Genomic DNA, 19563 nt, shown 5'->3' on the forward strand with positions numbered 1-19563 from the left:
CTGCGCGCGTTTCACAACAAAAATGCGCCGTGTGGAAACGTCTCCACACGGCGCCAGTGTCCTGTGTCTGACAGGAAGGGAACCGGGGTGTGGAGGCCCCGAATACCGGGCTCCCGCAGGAACCCGATCCTGGTTGGCCGGGCGGCAGGCGCCGCCCCGGCCATGTTCGGTCAATCGGTCATGGTGGCCAGTTCGGGCCATTCCGCGACCATGTTGCGGCCATTCAGCGGGCTGATGACTTCCATGTGGCAGGTCATGCAGTTCACCTTGGCAGATTCGCGACCCAGAATCTCCGAGCGGGGCTCGTAGAAGACCTGGTTGATGTCGATCGCCATCTGCTGGGCCAGTGTCGTGATGGACCATTGCGGCGTCACCTGGGTGGCGTCGTAGAAGGCGCGGGTGTTGTGGCAGTAGACACAGCTCACATCCAGCGCGTTCGACTGGTGGTTCATCAGGCTGAAGGTCCGCTCGGCATCCTGCCAGGTCGGGTCGCCCGGCTGTTGGGCGACGCGGCTTTCAAGGTCGTGAACCTTGATCGACTCGCCATCCAGCAGGAACTTTTCGACCGCGTCCACGGGCAGAGAGGTGTATTCGCTCTGCGTGTACTTGTGAACGAAATCGGTCGCCGTATGCGACCCCTCATAGGTCAACAGGCGGTTTTGTACCGCGCTCCAACCCTCGGCCGCGCTGTTGACCGCGCCCGCTTTCAGCCACGAACCCGGAGGCGTCGGCTGACCGCGGTGGCAGGTGTAACAGTTCACGCCAATCCCGTCCGACGCCAGGTTATGCGTATCCCAGGAGTCGTTGAGATACTGCGTGGCCTCGATGCAGTTCTTGGTGATGGCCAGCTTGGTCTGGTCGGCATCCTCGCTGTTGACCAGCGAGATTTCCGTACCGGTCCAGGCGCTCATCGCCTTGGTGAGCTGATCGAAATTGGCCTGGTCCATGTCGCCGAAGGCGATGACATCGCCATAGGCCTCTGCCGCGGTGGGCGTGCCCTCCGCCGCTTCGACGCGATCGAAGGCGACATAGGTCTCTTCGTACTCGTCGTATTGCGGGTTCTCTTCCACGAATTTGGACATGGCCATGCCGATGCCGCGCGGGCCGGTCTGGACGTCCTCAGTACGGTAGGGATTGTCGAAGGCCACGATCAGCGCCGCAACCGCCGCCCCCGTCGTCACCGTACCCACGAGAACCGCGGGGCCGATGATGTCAGTGGGGTTCTCCTCGCTCCATTGGAAGAACCATTTGGGTAGTTTCAGCATGATCCTCAGCCTCCTTGCCCCATGTAGGCTTCAAAGCCATAGGGTTGGTCGTACGAGGGCGCGAAGTGATGCTCCTGGGCCCAGATGAACCAGTTGTCGACAACCGTGCCGGTCAACAGGATGCCGATCCCGCCCGTGATCGGGGTGAGAACAGCGAACCACCATGCCCAGCGGTGAATGCCCTCAAAGGTGGCGTTGAAGCCCATGGTCCAGCGCCAGAACAGCGCCCCGCGCTCGGCCGCGGTGCCGCGGTCATAGATCTGTTCCAGCTCGCGGTCACCGCCAAAGCGGGTCACGGCGAGGATGGTGCCACCATGCATGGCGAACAGCAGGGCAGAGCCGTAGAGGAACGCGATCGAAAGCGCGTGGAACGGGTTGTAGTAGAGGTTGCCGTAGCGGATCGAGAACGCCGTGGTCCAGTCGAGATGCGGGAAGATGCCATAGGGCACCATTTCCGACCAGCTCCCCATCAGGATCGGGCGGAAAAGGCCCAGAACCAGGAACAGCCAGATCGCGGCCGCAAAGGCCCAGGCGATATGTTTGCCCATCTTGTGCTCTGCCGCCAGGCGGTAGGTCCGAACCCACATCGCCAGCACCGAGAACAGCAAGAAGAAGCTTGCGATCATGTACCAGCCGCCATCATGCAGCGGCGGGAACTGAAGCCCGTATTCCGGGCTCGGGGGCTCCAGCGCCAACCAGAAACCCTGGCGCAGGAACTGCACGATCGACCAGTCGACCTGGGCCAGCATGTTGAGCCCGATGATGAAAAACGCAACAGCACCGGCGAAAAGCGAGGCAACCCCCGAATAGCCCAGGTAGATGGGCCCGAGCTGTGCGTTACCCAGCCAGCCGAGGATCGAAAAGCTGCCGATCCCGCCGACGCGCTCTTCCATCAGGTTGTTCTCATTGTCCATGCCCCAGTCGCCGGGACCACGGACCTGAACCTGAGTGAAGATGTTCTGATACTCAGCCATGATTACATTCCCCCTTGGCCAGCACCGGCCGGCGCGATATCGGGCCAGATCGGCATGTTGCTCCACCAGGTCCACCACTCGGGCCAACCTTCAGTCCAGAGCGGGCCGGAGATGATGATACAAACGGCCGAGAAGAACACGGCGTTCATCGCCAGCAGCCAGCCAAGACGGTGGATGCCGAGCGTCCCGATCGAATAGCCGATGTAATCGCGGAAATAGGCGTCTTCGTGATCCGGCGTCTTGGCCTCTTCGCCCTTTTCGGGGTTACAGGCCGACAGGATCAGGCCACCATGCATGGCAAGCGCCAGACAGGTGGTGAAAAACAGTGTCACGCCCAGCATGTGGAACGGGTTGTAGTGGAAGTGCAGATACGCATAACCCGTGTTCGACACCCAATCGAGGTGGCTAAAGATGCCGTACGGGAAGGCATGACCCCACGCACCCATCAGGAGCGGGCGGAAAACTTCGAGCGTCAGGTAGGCAAAGATCGCAACGCCAAATGCGATCGGCACGTGATAGCCAATGCCCAGCTTTCGGCTGATCTCGACCTCGCGCAGTGCCCAACTGATGAATGCGCCGATGGCGCAGACGGTGATGAATTGCCAGAGCCCGCCCTCTGCGAGCGGCGCAATGCCGAGACCGTAGCTGAGATCCGGCGGCGCGATATGGATCGTCCAGGGGTTGAACGTCCCCTGCATCGACGCGCCGTAAAGGATCAAGATTGTCCCGAGGGTGGCGAAGAAGATCGTCGTAACTCCGAAGAAGCCTACATAGAAAGGCCCCACCCAAAAGTCGAACAGATCGCCACCGATGAGCGTCCCTCCACGGACGCGATACTTTCTCTCAAAACTGAGCAGTGCCATCGTCTGTCTCCGCAAATGGCGGCCGTGTCCGTGTGGGCCTCAGCCGTCCTTGTTCTTCGCGATAGCTGCGGGCGGAAGATCGGGGCTTCCGCCCGCAGCGATTGTGTCACTTCCAGGTGCTAACCCCTGAAAGACCGGGCGACTTATGCGCCAGCGGCCTTCTCGGCGGCCACGGTCAGCCAGTTGAAGTAGGGGTTGCTGAGCACGAAGAGGTGAATCATCACCGCCAGCAGGAAGAGAAAGACACCCTGCGCGACAAGCACGCGACGGGGGTCGAAGATCATCCAGATCTTGTAGAATTTTGCCATAGTTCAGACCCTCCTCAGAGCCACGGACGCCAGATGTAAACTGCCAGGTGAGCAAGGACGGCGACGGCCGAGAACAGCCAAAGCCCGCTCATGTAGACAGCATGCACTTCCTGCGCCTGCTCGTCGGTAAGACCCGAGAACGACAGATCAGATTCAGCCATTAACTTTCCTCCGGATCGTCAGACTGATGCCGCGCACCCCGGCGGCCGGGTTCCAGCAAGGCACCATGCCCTGCCAGCCTTCGCCCAACCGGGGGGATGGGCGAAATCGGTGACCTGCCTGATTGCTCAGGCAGAAAAGATCATGGGGGTGATGATCCGCGCCTGGCTCCATGCCCGCGAGATCGGCCCCTTTGTTTTCAGGTTCCCCTGCCGCACCAGGGTCAGCAGCCACGTGATCGCGGCCACCGGCAGGGCGGCAAGAAAGATGATCGCGAAATAGACCGTGAATTCCGCTTTCGGCGGCCGGTGCGCACGCGCGATCTGGACGTCGGAAGTTTGATCGGTCATTTGCTCTCTCCTTTTGAAAGACTACCGAAACTTTCGGGCGAAAGCGCCGCGACAGTTTCGACCACCACCCGTTCTGCCCCCTGTTCGAGTGCGGCTTTTTCGGCAGCATCGCGCAGGGATTTGGCGGCGGAGATGCGGGTCAGCACCGGATGCTCGGCCACGATTCGATCGAGCAGCGCCTGGGCGTCGTCGTCCCACGGAAAATCGCGGCGCAGCCGGGTCGGCGTTGCCGAGGCCGAATCCATTTCCGACCCCAGCGGCAGGATGTGGAACAGCGCATCGAACAACGAGTTGCACACCTCCTGAATGACGTAAGTCGCTCCAGCGTAACCCATAAATGGCGTTCCGGTGGCGCGGCGAATCGCGGCACCGGGAAAGCCTGCCGGAATGAAAGTCGACTTTGGACCATGCCCCGAGGAAAGCTCGGCGAGATAGATTTTCTCGTTGATCGAGCCGAACACGACCAGCGGTCGCTTCTGTCCCATAAGGGCGCGCACCTCGGCATTGTCGGTCTTGGCGCCGGCCTTGCGAGCGACCGCAAAAGCACAGGGCAGACCCATGTCGGTCTCAAGGAAATGGCGCAGACCGCGCGCATATGTCTCGTTTGCAACGACCGCGAAACTGGCCGTCGCAAAGAAATCCTGCGTCACTGACCGCCACAAGTCCCAGACCGGCTTGATCGTCGAGTGCTTTTCGCGCGCGATGAACGGTTCAGGGTCCAGGCCCAGCAGTTCACCCAGCTTGCGCAGGAACTTGGTCGTCGAATCGATTCCGATCGGCGCCTGGAGATATGGCTTGCCCAGAACCTCGGCCAGGTTGCGGCCGAATTCGCGATACATGACGATATTGACGTCCGCGTTCACCAGGTTGCGCATCTCGGCCAGGTGCGCGCCGAGCGGCATCACCATGTTGACCTCGGCGCCGATTCCCTCGATCAGGCGGCGAATCTCGGCCAGGTCCGACGGCATGTTGAACACGCCATACATCGGACCCAGGATGTTCACTCGCGGCTTGGCACCTTCTTCGCGCTTTTTCTCGGGGGGCATCCGGCCCTTGGTCATGCCGAATTCCGAGAACAGCCATGTCATCGCGCGGTCGGCGGCTTCCCACTGGTCCTCGTCGATGGTGCGCGGCAGGAAACGCTGTATGTTCGTGCCCATCGGCGTGACGCCGCCGCCGATCATCTCGGCGATCGATCCGGTCACCACCACCGCGGGCAAGGCAGGATCAAGCGTTTTCCAGGCGCGTTTCATCGCGCCCTCGGTGCCGTCGCGACCCAGCTCTTCCTCACCGAGGCCGGTGACGACGATGGGCAATTCATGCGGCGGCAGCGCGTCGGTATAGTGAAGGACGGAAGTGACCGGCAGGTTCTCGCAGCCGACCGGGCCATCGATCACCACTTGCAGACCTTTGGTGGCACAGAACGCATAAACCGCGCCCCAATAACCCCCTGCCCTGTCGTGATCCAGCACCAGCATCAGATCATCTCCTGCGCCTTGTCGGCGCGACGTTTCTTTTCAAGTTTCTTTTGCTGGAGAGCCCGGAATTCGGGATGGAGATTCGGGTCTCCCTCCCAGACGCCGGCGGTGTCCCCTTCGCCCACACCTTCAAAGAACTCGCGCATCGATTCCATGCGGCCCTTGTTCGCAATCGCCGCATTTACCACTTGCGCCAGGCTGCCCGCACCGGCGGGCCCCATCAGCGGACGGGCCGAGATCAGGTTGGTGAAGTAGAGACCGGGCACGCCCAGCTCTTTCGCGGCCTGAACGACCGGCGTGGTGCCGATGGCCAGATCGGGGCGGATTGCTTCCATCGCGGCCTTGTCATCCTCCAGCGAGGCACGGAACTTGACCTTGACGCCCCTGGATTCCAGCCAGTCGCGGTCGGCCTCGGACTGCTTGGTCTTGGCGCAGGCCGTGCCGACATACGGAACATTGGCCCCCGATTCGATCAGCAGCCGGGCAACCAGCAATTCCGAACCCTCATACCCCGACAGCGTCACGGTGCCCTTGATCGGGGCCCCGGCCAACGCACCCTTGATCGCGGGCAGGAAGGTGTTCTGCGCCTGCGCGACCTTTTCCGCCGGCAGGCCAAAGGCATCGCCGATATTCGCCAGCCAGGCGGCTGTGCCATCATGCCCCACCGGGGCAGAACCCACGATCGGGCGTCCGGCGGCGTCAAATTCGCGCATCGCCGCGGTATAGAACGGGTGGATCGCCGCCACCGCACCGCAATCCAGCGCAGCATACAGTTCACGCCACTCGCGCGCCGGCACGACCGGGCCACAGGCCAGGCCCAGCGGGTCCAGCATCTGCCCGATCACGATGGGATCAGCCGGGAACATCTCGCCCAGCAACGTCACGGTAGGACGATCCGACACGCCGCCCTCGGGGGCGGCGACGGGGCCTGCCTCGGCCTCGCGCCGGGCATAGTTCAGCATGGCGCCGGCCAGAACGTCCTTGGCCTCGGCATGGGTTGGAATGCCGAAACCGGGCACGTCGATTCCCACGATCCGCACGCCGTTGATCTCGTCGGGCAACAGCCGTAGCGGCACGCCCGAGGCGGTCGGCACACAGAGGTTGGTCACAACGATGGCGTCATAACGGGCCGGATCGGCCAGTTCGTGAACCGCGTCGCGTATATCCTCGAACAGCTTGCCGGTGACCAGCGTTTCCGAGCTGAACGGCACATAGCCCACCGAGCGCCGCGCGCCGTAGAAATGGCTCACGAAGGTCAGCCCGTAAACGCAGCAGGCAGAGCCAGACAGCACGGTCGCCACACGGCGCATCCGCAGGCCCACCCGCAGCGACCCGAAAGCGGGGCACATGCTTTGCGGTTTGTCATGGGGGCCTTGCGGATAATCCTTGCGATACTGATCGAGGATTTCGGACGCCCCGGCCATGCGCGCGGCGGCCTCCATCTCATCGGCCCCGGCATGGCAGCCCATGCCGTCGCCCAGCGCCGGATCGGCACCGCCGCAAGTGGCGGCCTCGGACGCCGGGGCAGCGTCCGCGATCACCTCTGCGGCGTGGGCCTCATCATATTTGACCTCTTCGGTCATGCGTCCTCCACCTCGCGAGGGGCCGTGGCCTCGTCGGCGCGAGCGTTGCGTTCCTCGTCGAAATCCGAATGGGCAAGACGCTTGAGCGCATCGTCCCACCGGGACAACTCATCAAGGTCAAACATCGTCATAAACCACTTCGAGGGATTTTTTCGGCTTGGCATTCTTGCCGCGCATATCGGCATCGGTTGCCGGCGTCAGTTCGAAATCCGCACCCACATCCTCGGGGGCGAACAGGCCCAGCAGACCGTCATTGGTCAGCGGCTTGGGCCGGATCGGCGGGGCATCGGCGACGGCATCGGCCAGCCCGGCAAAGAGATCGCCCCAGGGGCCCTCTTTCGTGCCGACGATCTGGTAATTGGCCGATTTGCGGCGCAGTTCCTCGTCCTGCGGGATCGCGGCCAGAACCGGGATATCCACCGCTTTGGCAAAGGCCTGCGCCTCGCCGGTGCCGTCATCCTTGTTGATGACCAGGCCCGCGACGCCGACATTACCGCCCAGCTTGCGGAAATATTCCACCGCCGAGCAGACGTTGTTGGCCACGTATAGCGATTGCAGGTCGTTGGAGCCGACCAGGATCACCTTTTGCGCCATGTCGCGCGCGATCGGCAGGCCGAAGCCGCCGCAGACCACGTCGCCCAGGAAGTCGAGCAGGACATAGTCGAAATCCCAGTCGTGGAAGCCCAGCTTTTCCAGCAGCTCGAAACCGTGGATGATGCCGCGCCCGCCGCAACCGCGCCCGACCTCGGGGCCGCCCAGTTCCATCGCGAAAACGCCGTTCCGCTTGAAGCAGACATCGCCGATCTGCACCTCTTCGCCCGCCAGCTTCTTGGCGGTGGAGGTTTCGATGATCGTCGGGCAGGCCTTGCCGCCAAACAACAGCGACGTGGTGTCCGATTTCGGGTCGCAGCCGATCAGCAGCACGCGCTTGCCCTGTTCGGCCATCATGTTGGACAGGTTCGCCAGGGTGAAGGACTTGCCGATCCCGCCCTTGCCGTAGATCGCGATGATCTGCGTCTTTTTCGTAGGCTCGGTCACGGGCACCTCGTCCAGCGGTTCGTTCGCTTCGTCACGCAGGCGCTGGTCGATGTCTTTGATGTTCGGGGCATCAAGCGTCATTTACGGTTCCCCAGTTCAGGATCATTTTCAGACAAGCAGGATCGTTGAAGGCGGTTTCATAGGCTTCTGCGGCCTTTTCCGCCGGTTCGCTGTGGGTGATTAGCCCCCCCAGCGAAAGCGCGCCGGATTCCACCAGCGTTCGCGTCGCGATCAGATCCTCGCGTTCCCATTCCGCGGCGATGCGCAGCCGGGCCTCTTTCATGAAGGCCGGGGGAAAGGCAAAGGACAACGGCGCGGTGTAGAACCCCGCCAGCACCACCTCGCCGCCCTTGGCGATACGGGTGATGAGATCATTCAGAAGGGCACCGTTGCCGGAGGCATCGTAGATGGTCCGGTAATCGTGCCGCGAATCGTTGTCGGGATGGATCACCTCGTACCCTTCCGCACCGGTGGCGCGGTCGGGGTTGATCTCCCATACGGAGGGGGCGGGGGCGCCGGCGGCGATGGTCAGCCGCGCCAACAGGCGGCCCAGCACGCCGTGGCCCACGATCAGTTCGGGCATTTTCTTGTCGACGCCAGCCAGCGCGTGGCGCGCGGTCGCGGCCAACGCCAGCAGCGCGCCCTCGGCGCCCAGGCCGGGGTCGATCGTCGTCACGCGGCTGGCATCGGTCACCAGCCGCCGGGTCGACCCGCCGAACAGGCCGAACGCCCCGTCATAACAGTTCGCGCCGGGCACGAAGACCCGTTCGCCCACCTTGAAATTCGTCTCGGGCCCGGCGGCGACGATCTCGCCAGCGGCCTCGTAGCCCGGAACCAGCGGATAGCCCATGCCGGGAAAGGGCGGCATCTCGCCGGTATAGAACAGTTTCTCGGTGCCAGTGGAAATGCCGGAATGGGTGATCTCGACCACCAGGTCCCGCGGGCCGGGTTCTGTCAGGGACAGGCGGCCAAGCCCGATATCCCTAGGCCCCCGAAGGATGACGGCGGTCGTCTCCATTCTGCGTCTCCCGATTGGCTGCGCCCGATCAGAGTCGGGACTCACGTGCATTCACGATGATGTCAGTTTATTCTGACAGGCCAAAGTGTCAACTTTTTTAGACAGCTTGACAGGATCTATTATGTCGCCCCGGGCTTGCGCGCCGTCACAACAGAGGTGACATAGGGGCGCCGGGTCGTCGGCATCTCGACCCCCTCGAACCCGGCCTCGCGCATCATTTGCGCGATCCGCGCCTGGCTGCGGACCTTACCAGTCTGCATCGCCATGCAATAGAACGCGAAATAGGCATCGCCCGAACGTTCAGGTTTCACCCCGCCGCCCATCGGCTCCGACACGATGAAACGCCCGCCCGGCGGCAAGGCGTCATGTATCCTGGCCATCAACGCGCGCACCGTGTCATCGGCGTGATCGAAACATACCCGTATCAGCGAGATCGCGTCGGCGCCCTGCGGCAAGGGGTCGTCGCGGAAACTGCCCCCGATCACCGTGGTCCGCCCCGACATGCCCAGATCGCGGAACCGCGCCTCGGCGGCGGGAATGACGGCGGGCAGGTCGAACAGCGTCATCTTCATCCCGGAATGCGCCGCGCCCACCGCGGCCAGGAATGCGCCAGTCCCTCCGCCCACGTCCAGCAGATGCGTGATCCCGTCAAACGACACGCTGCGCAGGGTTTCCTCGGCCACCATCGTCTGGCTGTCGGCCATCAGTTTCGAATAGCGTTCTGCGATCTCGGGGCTTTCCGCCGCGCCCGCCCCAAAGACGTAGGGCCAGAAATGCGCAAGTTCGGTATCCTTTTCCCCGCGCAGCAGGGCAACCGGATCTTCGAGGTCGCGATAGAACACGTGATGGTGGCGGATCATGTCGGTCACGCCCGGCGCCCCAACCAGCGCCGCACCAAGCGGCGATAGCTGGTATCCCCCGCCGACCCGCTCGAACAGGCCCAGGCCGGTGGCTGCCTGGCAGAGAGCCTCCATCCGGTCAGGGGCGATGCCGCGGCTGTTGCCGAGGTCTGTCGCGGTCTCGGGCGCGTCGCAAATGGCTTCAAGCAAGTCAAGTTCGACCACGGCAGTCAGAACTTGGCTGTAGACAAAGCCCGAAACGAGGTCGAACAGGCGCTGCCCCTCTCGGCGCGAATGGCCGCGGGTCAGGAAAAACCTGCTGGCCCAGGCCTGAAAGCCGGGCGAGGCGATCTTGCGGTTGCGCCAGCGGCGCCAAGAGAACCCGCGCAAGCCTGGCGCGGGGGCCGTGTCGGAAATGATATCGGTCATTCTGCGGCCTGTATCGCCTTGGCCGGCACAAGGCGCTCGGCGGTCTTGCGCACCATCTGCGCCAAGTCATCCCGCCCCGGACAGGACGGGATCGCGTCGATGGCCCCCGACATGATGTCGTTCAGCCGGTCGATGGCGCCTTGAACGCCCAGTTCGGCCACGGCGCTGGGACGGTGATTGGCCGCGTCCTGGCCGGCGGGCTTGCCCATGTCCTGAGCACTCAACAGCGCGTCCTTCAGGTCGTCGGCCACCTGGAACGCCTCGCCGATGCGGTCGCCCAGCTCTTCCCACGGGGCGGCCTCTTGTCCGGCGGCCACGGCGCCCATCTGGGTCGCGGCGATGAACAGCGCGCCGGTCTTGGCCTTGTGATAGGCGCTGAGGTCGATCTGTTCCTCGCTTTCCCAGCCCTGGCCGGCGCAGATGCCGTAGGGCATGCCGGTGCGAATGCCCAGGATGCGGATCAGTTCCAGCGCGCGTTTCGGGTCCGCATCGCCCACCCGCGCCAGCACTTCGAAACCTGCAGTGATCAGGCTGTCGCCCGTCAACAGCGCCAGCGGCTCACCATAGGCCTTGTGCAGCGCCGGCTTGCCCCGGCGGATATCGGCATCGTCGAAACAGGGCATGTCGTCATGCACCAGGCTCGCGCAATGGATCAACTCGATCGAGATCGCGGCCGCGTCCGACAGCGCAGGCTTGTCATCTCCACAGGCCAGAGCCACATGCAGGCACAGCGTGGGACGGATGCGCGCACCGCCCGGCGTCACGGCATAGTCCAGCGCCGAGGCCAGACGTGGCGGCGCAACGCCCCCCTGCCCTTCTGCGATCGCCTTGCCGATGGCCGCTTCGATTCGCGCCGAGATGTCCATGCAGGGCCCTCATGTGCTGTTTCGTCCCGTTCCATCTGTCAGGCTGGCGAGACATTTTGAGTTGTAAACCAGAATGGACACCCTATCCTGCGGAGTCAACATTTCTTGAGGAGTCGTGATGGCCGCATCCCCTGAAAAAGTTGTGGTTATCGGGGCCGGAATGGGGGGGCTTTCCAGCGCTATCCGCCTAGCCCATGCGGGGATGGACGTGCAGGTGATCGACCGCGCCCCCGTGCCCGGCGGCAAGATGCGCACCATGGCAACCGATGCGGGCCCGGTTGATGCCGGGCCGACCGTGATGACCCTGCGCCCGGTCTTCGAGGAACTGTTCGACAGCGTCGGCGCATCGCTTTCCGACTACGTTACCCTGCACCGCGAAACCGTGCTGGCGCGGCACTGGTGGCACGATGGCGGCACGCTGGACCTGTTCGCCAGCCGCGAGGACAGCGCCGCGGCCGTGGGCGAATTTGCCGGAGCCAAGGCGGAACGCGAGTTCCGCGCCTTCTGCCGCCGGGCGGAACGGCTGTTCAAGGCCTTTGACGGGCCGATGATGCAGGCCGCCGCCCCCAGCCAGGCGGAGTTGACGAAACATGTCGCCACCCATCCCTGGCTGATCCTCGACATGGCGCCGCACCGCAAACTCTGGGGCAGCCTGACCCGGCAATTCAGCGACCGCCGGCTGGCGCAACTGTTCGGGCGCTATGCAACTTACGTCGGTGGCTCGCCCTTCCGTTCGCCCGCGCTTCTGGGGCTGATCTGGCATGCCGAGGAACAGGGCGTCTGGCGGGTCGAGGGCGGCATGCACCAACTGGCGCAATCGCTGATGCGGCTGGCCATGGACAAGGGCGTGCGCTTCACCTTCGACACCCGCGCCACGCGGATCGAGGTTCAGAACGGCGCTGTGGCCGCCGTGCACCTGGAGGACGGCACCCGCCTGCCCGCCGATATCGCGGTGTTCAACGGCGATCCGGCCGCACTGGGCGCCGGACTGCTGGGCGAGGCGGTTCAGCCAAGCGTGCCGCGCACGAAAACCCATCCGCGCAGCCTGTCAGCCTATGTCTGGTCCTATGCCGCAGTGCCCCACGGCCCCGAGATGGTGCATCATAACGTCTTTTTCTGCGACGATCCGCATACCGAATTCGACCCGATCGCCCAGGGCCGTATGCCCGAGGACGGCACGCTCTATGTCTGCGCGCAGGACCGCGGCACCGGCCGGACGCCGCAGGGCAAGGAACGGTTCGAGATCATCATGAACGGCCCGCCCGTCGCCGACGGCGCCGAGGCGACAGACGAGGAGAAAGAGACGTGCCGGACACGCACCTTCGAGACGCTGGCCAGCTTCGGCCTGACCTTCGATCCCCGGCCGGGAACGGACTGGCTGACGACACCGCGCCACTTCGCGAAACTGTTCCCGGCGTCGGAAGGCTCCCTTTACGGGCGGAGCCCGCACGGCCTGACAGCCTCATTGAAGAGACCCACGGCGCGGACGAAACTGCCGGGGCTGTACCTGGCGGGGGGCGGGGCGCATCCGGGGGCGGGCATCCCCATGGCAACCCTCTCCGGACGGCACGCGGCCGCGGCGATCTTGACGGACCGAACTTCAACCTAGAGGTCCCGCCGGACGGCTATGCCTGGTGGTATGTCGACGGCATCAGCGAGGACGGCGAAAAGTCGATCTCGATCATCTCGTTCATCGGCTCGGTGTTTTCGCCCTGGTACCGCTGGTCGGGCCGCAAGAACCCCGAGGCGCATTGCTGCATCAACGTCGCCACCTACGGCAAGGGCGGGCGCTGGACGATGACCGACCGCGGGCAGGCGGCCCTGCGCCAGACGCCCAACACCTTCGAGGTCGGCCCGTCGAAACTGACCTGGGACGGCGGCAAGCTGTATATCGACGTGGATGAACTGGCCTGGCCGCACATGCACCGCCTGAAGGGCCGGATCACCGTGACCCCGTCCGCGATCACCGGTGTCGAGCTGCCGCTCAAGGCCGATGGCAGCCATGTCTGGCGCCCCTTCGCGCCCTCGTCCGAGATCGAGGTCGACCTGAACCAGCCCGGCTGGCAATGGACGGGGCACGCCTATTTCGACGCGAATTTCGGCATCCACGCACTGGAGGATGATTTCAGCTATTGGACCTGGGGCCGCTTTCCGACCGCCGACAACGGGGCGTATTGTTTCTACGACGCAAGTGTTCGCGATGGCAGCGAACTGGCGGTGGGCCTGCATTTCGGCGCCGATGGCACGGCCAGGGTGATCGACGCGCCGCCGCGCACCCGCTTTGCCCGGTCGAAATGGCTGGTCCGGCGCGAAACCCGGGCCGATCCCGGCTACAAACCCCGGCAGGTCGCGGACATGCTGGATGCACCGTTCTATTGCCGCTCTACCGTGCGCACCCAGGTCTTCGGCGAGGAAACGGTGGGGGTCCACGAGGCGCTGGACCTGGACCGCTTTGCCTCGCCCTGGCTGAAACCGATGCTGGCGGTCAAGGTGCCGCGCCGCAAGGGCTGGCGATTCGACGACGAGACCCGCACACGCAAAGCGTGAAAACCCTGCGCCGGGCTTTCCCGACGTCGCCTTCCGTTGCGTCAACACCGCACAGAAACCCGTGTCCGGGGGTTTGCATTCCCCTCGGAATTGGAACAGCATATCCCAATGAGCACCCTTCCGACGGCACGTCGCCGCCGCCCTGAACGGGCCGGAAGGGCGCCCAATTCCAGGAGAACCACATGAAAACACTCAGGACTCTCGCAACCGCGGCCGCGTTTTTCGTTGGCGCGGCCGGCCTGGGCGCGGCCCAGACCCTGAACTTTGCCTATGACGCGGACCCGGTATCGCTTGACCCGCACGAACAGTTGTCGGGCGGCACGCTACAGATGGCGCATATGGTCTTTGACCCGCTGATCCGCTGGAACAAGGATCTGGGCTTCGACCCGCGCCTTGCGGAAAGCTGGGAGCGTGTCGACGACACCACCATGCGCTTTACCCTGCGCGATGGCGTGACCTTCCACAGCGGCAACCCGATGACCGCCGAAGACGTGGTCTGGACGATCGAGCGCCTGAAAGAATCGCCCGACTTCAAGGGCATCTTCGCCGGCTGGGTCTCGGCCACCGCCCTGGACGACACCACCGTCGAGATCAAGACCGACGGCCCCAGCCCGCTGGTGCTGCATACCGCGACCTATGTCTTTCCGATGGACAAGGCCTTCTACGAGGAAGGCGGCGCCGAGATCGTCAAGCATGGCGACAGCTTCGCCAGCCAGAACGCGTCCGGCACCGGGCCGTTCATCGTGGAATCGCGCGAACAGGGCGTAAAGACCGTGTTCCAGCGCAACCCGAACTACTGGGACACCGCCAGCCCGGGCAACGTGCAGACCGCCATCCTGACCCCGATCAAGGAGGCGCCCACCCGCGTCGCCGCCCTGCTGGCCGGCGATGTCGATTTCATCGCGCCGGTGCCGCCGACCGATCTGGACCGCATCCGCGACAATGACGGCACCAAGCTGGTGACAATGACCGGCACCCGGATCATCACCCTGCAACTGAACCAGAAGCGCAACGAAGCCTTTGCCGATCCCAGGGTCCGTCAGGCCATTGCCTATGCCATCAACAACGAGGGCATCGTCGACAAGATCATGAAGGGTTTCGGCACCGTCGCGGCACAGCAGTCGCCCGCGGGCTATGTCGGCTACAACCCCGACCTGACCCCGCGTTTCGACGTCGCCAAGGCGCAGGCGCTGATGGAAGAAGCCGGCTATGCCGACGGTTTCTCGGCCACGATGATGTGCCCCAACAACCGCTACGTGAACGACTACAAGATCTGCGAAGCGGCGGCGGCGATGCTGGCCAAGATCAAGATCGACATCGACCTGACCACCATGCCCAAGGCGCAATACTGGCCCAAGTTCGACGAGCGCGCCGCCGACATCATGATGATCGGCTGGCATTCGGATACCGAGGATTCGGCCAACTTCAACGAGTTCCTGACCATGACGCCGGATGCCGACACCGGCCGCGGGCAGTACAACTCGGGCAACTACTCGAACCCGAAGGTGGACGAGCTGACCCTTGCCTCGCTGACGGAAACCGATCCGGCCAAGCGCGCCGCGATGCTGCAGGAGGTCGAGAAGATCCTGTATGACGAGGCCGCCTTCATCCCGCTGCACTGGCAGGACCTGGCCTGGGGCGCCCGTGAGGGCGTGATGATCGAGGACGTTCTGAACGTCATGAACTTCCCCTATCTCGGCGATCTTGTTATCGAGGAATGATGTGATAACAGGCGGACCGCGAATTCCGTGGTCCGCCTGACACCCAAGGGCACGCCCCATGCATATCCTAGCCTTCCTGATCCGCCGCGCCGCGCAGGCCATGGTCGTGATGTTCGTTATCTCGATCATCGGCTTTTCCATCCAGGACAACCTGGGCGACCCGCTGCGCGAACTTGTCGGACAGTCCGTATCCGAGGCCGAGCGCGAGGCGCTGCGCGACGAGCTGGGGCTGAACGACCCCTTCCTGGTCCAGTACGCCCGCTTCCTGGGCAACGCCGTGCAGGGCGATCTGGGCACGTCCTATTTTTTCAAGCGCCCCGCGATCGAGGTCATCCTCGACAAGTTCCCCGCCACGTTCGAACTGGTGCTGGGCGCGGTGTTCATCTTCGTCTCTGTCTCGATCCCCGCGGGCATCTACTGCGCGATCCACCGCGACTCGTGGTTGTCGCGGATCATCATGACCGGCTCCATCGTGGGCATCTCGATCCCGGTCTTCCTGACCGCGATCTTCATGGTGTGGCTGTTCGGGGTCGAACTGGGCTGGCTGCCGGCCTTTGGCCGGGGCGACACGGTCACGCTGCCCTGGGGCTGGGATACCGGGTTTCTGACCTGGGACGGGATCAGCCACCTGATCCTGCCCTCCATCACCCTGTCGTCGATCATGCTGCCGCTTTTCATCCGGCTGATCCGCGCCGAGATGCTGGAGGCCATGGGCACCGATTACGTCCGTTTCGCCCGCGCCAAGGGGCTGAGCACCTGGCGCGTGCGCTATGTCCACGCCTTTCGCAACACGCTGTTGCCGGTGGTGACCGTGGGGGGCCTGATGATCGGGACGCTGATCGCCTACACCATCCTGACCGAAACGGTGTTCCAGTGGCCCGGCATGGGTTTCCTGTTCCTTGAGGCCGTGAACCGCGTCGATACCCCGCTGATCATCGCCTACATCATCGTGGTCGGCCTGATCTTCGTGGTGGTGAACACCATCGTCGATTTCATCTACACCCTCATCAATCCGATGGTGAAACTGCCGGGGGCCAAGGGCTGACATGATCTCCTTTTCCGCCTTCGTGAAACGCTTCTTCTCCGACCCCGTGGCTATCGGGGCGGGCGTCGTGCTGCTGGTGCTGGTGCTGATGGCGGTCTTGGCGCCGCTGATCGCGCCGCAGAACCCCTATGACCCGCTGCAACTGGACATCATGGACAGCGAGATGCCGCCCAGTTGGAAACCCGGCGGCGACGACCGCTTCCTGCTGGGCACCGATGCGCAGGGGCGCGGGGTGCTGTCCACTATCATGTACGGCACCGGGATTTCCCTGCTGATCGGCGTGGGCGCGGTGATCGTGCAGGCGGTGCTGGGCATCACCCTTGGCCTGATCGCCGGCTACAAGGGCGGCTGGATCGACAGTTTCCTGATGCGGCTGGCCGATATCCAGCTGTCGCTGTCCACCCTGATGATGGCAATCATCGCGCTGGCGCTGTTCCAGGCGGCGTTCGATGCCAACACCTATGCCGATTACGCGATCATCATGCTGATCATGGTGATCGGCATCGCCGAATGGCCGAAATTCGCGCGGACCGTGCGGTCCTCGGTGCTGGGCGAGAAGAAGAAGGAATATGTCGATGCGGCCCGCGTCATCGGCCTGCCCGCCCGGCGCATCATGTGGGGCCATATCCTGCCCAACACGCTGACCCCGGTGCTGGTAATCTCCACCATCCAGGTGGCCGAGGCCATCATGATCGAGGCCTCGCTGTCCTTCCTCGGCCTCGGCATGCCGACCGACCGGCCCTCGCTGGGCTCGCTGATCCGCTCGGGGTTCGAGTTCATCTTTTCCGGCTCGTGGTGGATCACGCTCTACCCCGCGCTGGTGCTGATCGCGCTGGTCTTGTCGCTGAACCTCTTGGGCGACTGGCTGCGCGACGTGCTGAACCCGAAACTGCGGCGGGGAGAGGACTGATGGCCATGCTCGAAGTGCAAGACCTGCATGTCGCCTTCCCCCGCGGCAAGCGGGACGAGGTCGAGGCCCTGCGCGGCGTGAACCTGCAACTGGAAAAGGGCGAACGCCTTGGCGTCGTCGGCGAATCGGGCGCCGGCAAGTCGATGCTGGCCTTCGCCATCCTGAATCTGATCGCGGCCCCGGGCCGCGTCAGCCAGGGCCGGGTGATGTTCCACGGCCAGGACCTGCTGAAACTGTCGGACCGCAAGATCCGCGGCATCCGGGGCAACCGGATCTCGATGATCTTCCAGGACCCGATGGTCACCCTGAACCCGGTGCTGACCATCGGCACGCAGATGATCGAAACGCTCAAGGCGCACCGCAGGATTTCCGACCGCGACGCGCGCAAGCTGTGTATCGAGCGGCTGAAGCAGGTCGCCATCCCGTCGGCCGAATCGCGCATGGATGCCTACCCGCACGAATTGTCCGGCGGGCTGCGCCAGCGTGTGGTGATCGCGATCGCCCTGCTGACCGACCCCGAACTGATCATCGCGGACGAACCCACCACCGCGCTGGACGTCACGATCCAGGCGGAAATCATGTCGCTGATCCTCAAGCTCTGCCGCGAAAACGACGTGGCGCTGATCCTGATCACCCACGACCTGGGCGTGGTGGCCGAGGTGACCGAGCGGATCATGATCATGTATGCCGGTCTCTGCGTCGAAGAGGGGCCGACGAAACAGATCATCACCGCGCCGCGCCACCCCTATACCAGCGGTCTGCTCAAGGCCCTGCCGCAGAATGCCGGGCGCGGCCAGCGGCTGTACCAGATCCCCGGTTCGATGCCGCCGATCACGGCGCTGCCGCGCGGGTGCGCCTATCACCCGCGCTGCGAGTTCGCCGACAATGGCTGCCGCACGCGCATCCCGCCGTTGCAGGGGGGCGTGGCCTGTTTCAACCCTCTCAAGGGGGCCTCGTCATGACGCAACCCATCATCGAGACCCGCGGACTTGAGATGCGGTTTGCCCTGCCGACCCATTTCCTGAGCCGGGAAAAGCCGGTGCTGCACGCATTGAACGGTGTCGATGTCGCGATCCAGCCCGGTGAAACTTTTTGCGTTGTGGGGGAATCGGGCTGTGGCAAGACCACCCTTGGCCGCGCGATCATGGGGCTTTTGACGCCTTCGGCGGGCGAAATCCTGTTCCGCGGCCAACGCATCGACACCATGGATGAAAAACGGCGCAAGCCGATTCGCGCCGAGATGCAGATGGTGTTCCAGAACCCCTATGCCTCGCTCAACCCGCGGCGCAACGTGTTCGACACGCTCGCCGAACCGATCCGTCACCTGCTGCCCGACACCCCCGCCGCCGAAGTCCGCGAACAGGTGGAATCGGTTCTGGCCGCCACGGGGTGCGATCCCAGTTGGCAACGCAGGCTGCCGCACGAGTTTTCCGGCGGCCAGCGCCAGCGCATCGCCATTGCCCGCGCCCTGGTCACCAATCCCGCCTTCGTCGTTGCGGACGAGCCGATCTCGGCGCTGGACGTGTCGATCCAGGCGCAGATCCTGAACCTGCTGACCGATTTGCAGGCCGATCGGGGGCTGACCTACCTGTTCATCACCCATGATCTCAGCGTGGTCGAACATTTCGGCACCCGCGTTGCGGTGATGTATCTCGGGCGCGTGATGGAACTGGCGCAGGTCGAAACGATCTTTGCCCAGCCCAAGCACCCCTATACCCGCCTCCTGCTTGAGGCGATCCCCAAGCTTGACGGCGGCTCCTTCGACAAGCCGCGCACGCCGGGCGAACTGCCCGATCCGGTGAACCCGCCGCCGGGCTGCCCCTTCGCGCCGCGCTGTTCGCTGGCCGATGCCCGCTGCCACGCCGAAAGGCCCGAATTGCGCGGGCTGGAAAACGGAACCCAGGTGGCCTGCCATCACAGCGCATGACGCGGGTTTCCTGACCCGGGTGGGGCCATGACAGCGCCCCACGACCATGTTAGCTGTTGCCCGCAGGGCACCGCGGCCGGAGGGGAATGTGCGACGATCGAAACTTGACGGTGGATTTCGGGAATTGCGGGTGGCGCGGGGTGCGTCTCGGCGGTTGTTTGGCGCGATTTTCCTGTTCAGCATCTTTGTCAACCTCCTGATGCTGACCGGGCCCTTGTTCATGCTCCAGGTCTATGACCGCGT

General features: G+C 64.1%; 20 protein-coding genes. 7 read left to right on the forward strand and 13 right to left on the reverse strand.

Annotation, left to right across the window (positions count from 1 at the left end; translation table 11 throughout):
• Window positions 1–170 precede the first annotated feature (170 nt).
• The 13 genes from pufC to EV663_RS12485 form a co-directional block, all read right to left on the reverse strand.
• Entirely contained in the window at window positions 171–1265 is a 1095-nt protein-coding gene (pufC, locus tag EV663_RS12430) for a photosynthetic reaction center cytochrome PufC (protein WP_132952327.1), read from the reverse strand.
• Window positions 1266–1270: 5 nt separating this feature from the next.
• Window positions 1271–2239: a photosynthetic reaction center subunit M gene (gene pufM, locus EV663_RS12435; protein WP_132952329.1), complete on the reverse strand. Its 969-nt coding sequence runs from the start codon at window positions 2237–2239 to the stop codon at window positions 1271–1273.
• A 2-nt stretch (window positions 2240–2241) separates the two neighbouring features.
• Window positions 2242–3102, reverse strand: coding sequence for a photosynthetic reaction center subunit L (pufL, locus tag EV663_RS12440; protein WP_132952331.1), 861 nt, complete (start codon window positions 3100–3102; stop codon window positions 2242–2244).
• Window positions 3103–3245: 143 nt separating this feature from the next.
• The gene (gene pufA / locus EV663_RS12445) at window positions 3246–3410 is read right to left on the reverse strand and encodes a light-harvesting antenna LH1, alpha subunit (RefSeq protein ID WP_132952333.1); all 165 of its coding nucleotides are present in this window, start codon (window positions 3408–3410) and stop codon (window positions 3246–3248) included.
• A 14-nt stretch (window positions 3411–3424) separates the two neighbouring features.
• Window positions 3425–3571 carry a light-harvesting antenna LH1, beta subunit gene (gene pufB, locus EV663_RS12450; RefSeq protein ID WP_081532750.1) on the reverse strand — a complete coding sequence of 49 codons (147 nt, stop codon included), beginning with the start codon at window positions 3569–3571 and terminating at the stop codon, window positions 3425–3427.
• Window positions 3572–3697: 126 nt separating this feature from the next.
• A complete protein-coding gene (gene pufQ, locus EV663_RS12455) occupies window positions 3698–3919 on the reverse strand; it encodes a cytochrome PufQ (RefSeq protein WP_132952335.1) in 222 nt (73 codons plus the stop codon).
• A complete protein-coding gene (gene bchZ / locus EV663_RS12460) occupies window positions 3916–5397 on the reverse strand; it encodes a chlorophyllide a reductase subunit Z (RefSeq protein WP_132952337.1) in 1482 nt (493 codons plus the stop codon). Before bchZ ends, pufQ begins: the two co-directional genes overlap by 4 nt.
• Entirely contained in the window at window positions 5397–6980 is a 1584-nt protein-coding gene (gene bchY / locus EV663_RS12465; RefSeq protein ID WP_132952339.1) for a chlorophyllide a reductase subunit Y, read from the reverse strand. The genes bchZ and bchY overlap by 1 nt, the downstream gene beginning before the upstream one ends.
• Complete coding sequence (locus EV663_RS15980; protein ID WP_279432544.1) at window positions 6977–7105, reverse strand: hypothetical protein; 129 nt, start codon at window positions 7103–7105, stop codon at window positions 6977–6979. The genes bchY and EV663_RS15980 overlap by 4 nt, the downstream gene beginning before the upstream one ends.
• Window positions 7098–8099 (reverse strand): chlorophyllide a reductase iron protein subunit X, encoded by a 1002-nt coding sequence (locus EV663_RS12470; RefSeq protein ID WP_132952341.1) that lies wholly within the window; start codon window positions 8097–8099, stop codon window positions 7098–7100. Before EV663_RS12470 ends, EV663_RS15980 begins: the two co-directional genes overlap by 8 nt.
• Window positions 8089–9036, reverse strand: a complete 948-nt coding sequence (bchC, locus tag EV663_RS12475; RefSeq protein ID WP_132952343.1) for a chlorophyll synthesis pathway protein BchC — start codon at window positions 9034–9036, stop codon at window positions 8089–8091. Before bchC ends, EV663_RS12470 begins: the two co-directional genes overlap by 11 nt.
• 119 nt (window positions 9037–9155) lie before the next feature.
• Complete coding sequence (locus EV663_RS12480; protein ID WP_132952345.1) at window positions 9156–10304, reverse strand: methyltransferase; 1149 nt, start codon at window positions 10302–10304, stop codon at window positions 9156–9158.
• Window positions 10301–11170 carry a polyprenyl synthetase family protein gene (locus EV663_RS12485; RefSeq protein WP_132952347.1) on the reverse strand — a complete coding sequence of 290 codons (870 nt, stop codon included), beginning with the start codon at window positions 11168–11170 and terminating at the stop codon, window positions 10301–10303. Before EV663_RS12485 ends, EV663_RS12480 begins: the two co-directional genes overlap by 4 nt.
• A 118-nt stretch (window positions 11171–11288) precedes the next feature.
• Here EV663_RS12485 and crtD point away from each other — a divergent pair, with 118 nt between their 5' ends.
• The 7 genes from crtD to EV663_RS12520 all read left to right on the forward strand — a co-directional run bounded on the left by crtD (window position 11289) and on the right by EV663_RS12520 (window position 19320).
• A complete protein-coding gene (gene crtD / locus EV663_RS12490) occupies window positions 11289–12779 on the forward strand; it encodes a 1-hydroxycarotenoid 3,4-desaturase CrtD (protein WP_132952349.1) in 1491 nt (496 codons plus the stop codon).
• A 41-nt stretch (window positions 12780–12820) separates the two neighbouring features.
• On the forward strand, window positions 12821–13717 hold the full coding sequence (gene crtC, locus EV663_RS12495) for a carotenoid 1,2-hydratase (protein ID WP_279432545.1): 897 nt from the start codon (window positions 12821–12823) through the stop codon (window positions 13715–13717).
• 182 nt (window positions 13718–13899) lie between these two features.
• Entirely contained in the window at window positions 13900–15438 is a 1539-nt protein-coding gene (locus EV663_RS12500; RefSeq protein ID WP_132952351.1) for an ABC transporter substrate-binding protein, read from the forward strand.
• Between the two features lie 58 nt (window positions 15439–15496).
• Complete coding sequence (locus tag EV663_RS12505) at window positions 15497–16483, forward strand: ABC transporter permease (protein ID WP_243697959.1); 987 nt, start codon at window positions 15497–15499, stop codon at window positions 16481–16483.
• Between the two features lies 1 nt (window position 16484).
• Window positions 16485–17393: an ABC transporter permease gene (locus EV663_RS12510; protein ID WP_132952353.1), complete on the forward strand. Its 909-nt coding sequence runs from the start codon at window positions 16485–16487 to the stop codon at window positions 17391–17393.
• A complete protein-coding gene (locus EV663_RS12515) occupies window positions 17393–18355 on the forward strand; it encodes an ABC transporter ATP-binding protein (RefSeq protein ID WP_132952355.1) in 963 nt (320 codons plus the stop codon). Before EV663_RS12510 ends, EV663_RS12515 begins: the two co-directional genes overlap by 1 nt.
• Window positions 18352–19320 (forward strand): ABC transporter ATP-binding protein, encoded by a 969-nt coding sequence (locus EV663_RS12520; protein WP_132952357.1) that lies wholly within the window; start codon window positions 18352–18354, stop codon window positions 19318–19320. Before EV663_RS12515 ends, EV663_RS12520 begins: the two co-directional genes overlap by 4 nt.
• The last annotated feature ends 243 nt before the right edge of the window (window positions 19321–19563 follow it).

This window comes from Rhodovulum bhavnagarense, from assembly GCF_004343505.1.
GTDB lineage: Bacteria > Pseudomonadota > Alphaproteobacteria > Rhodobacterales > Rhodobacteraceae > Rhodovulum > Rhodovulum bhavnagarense.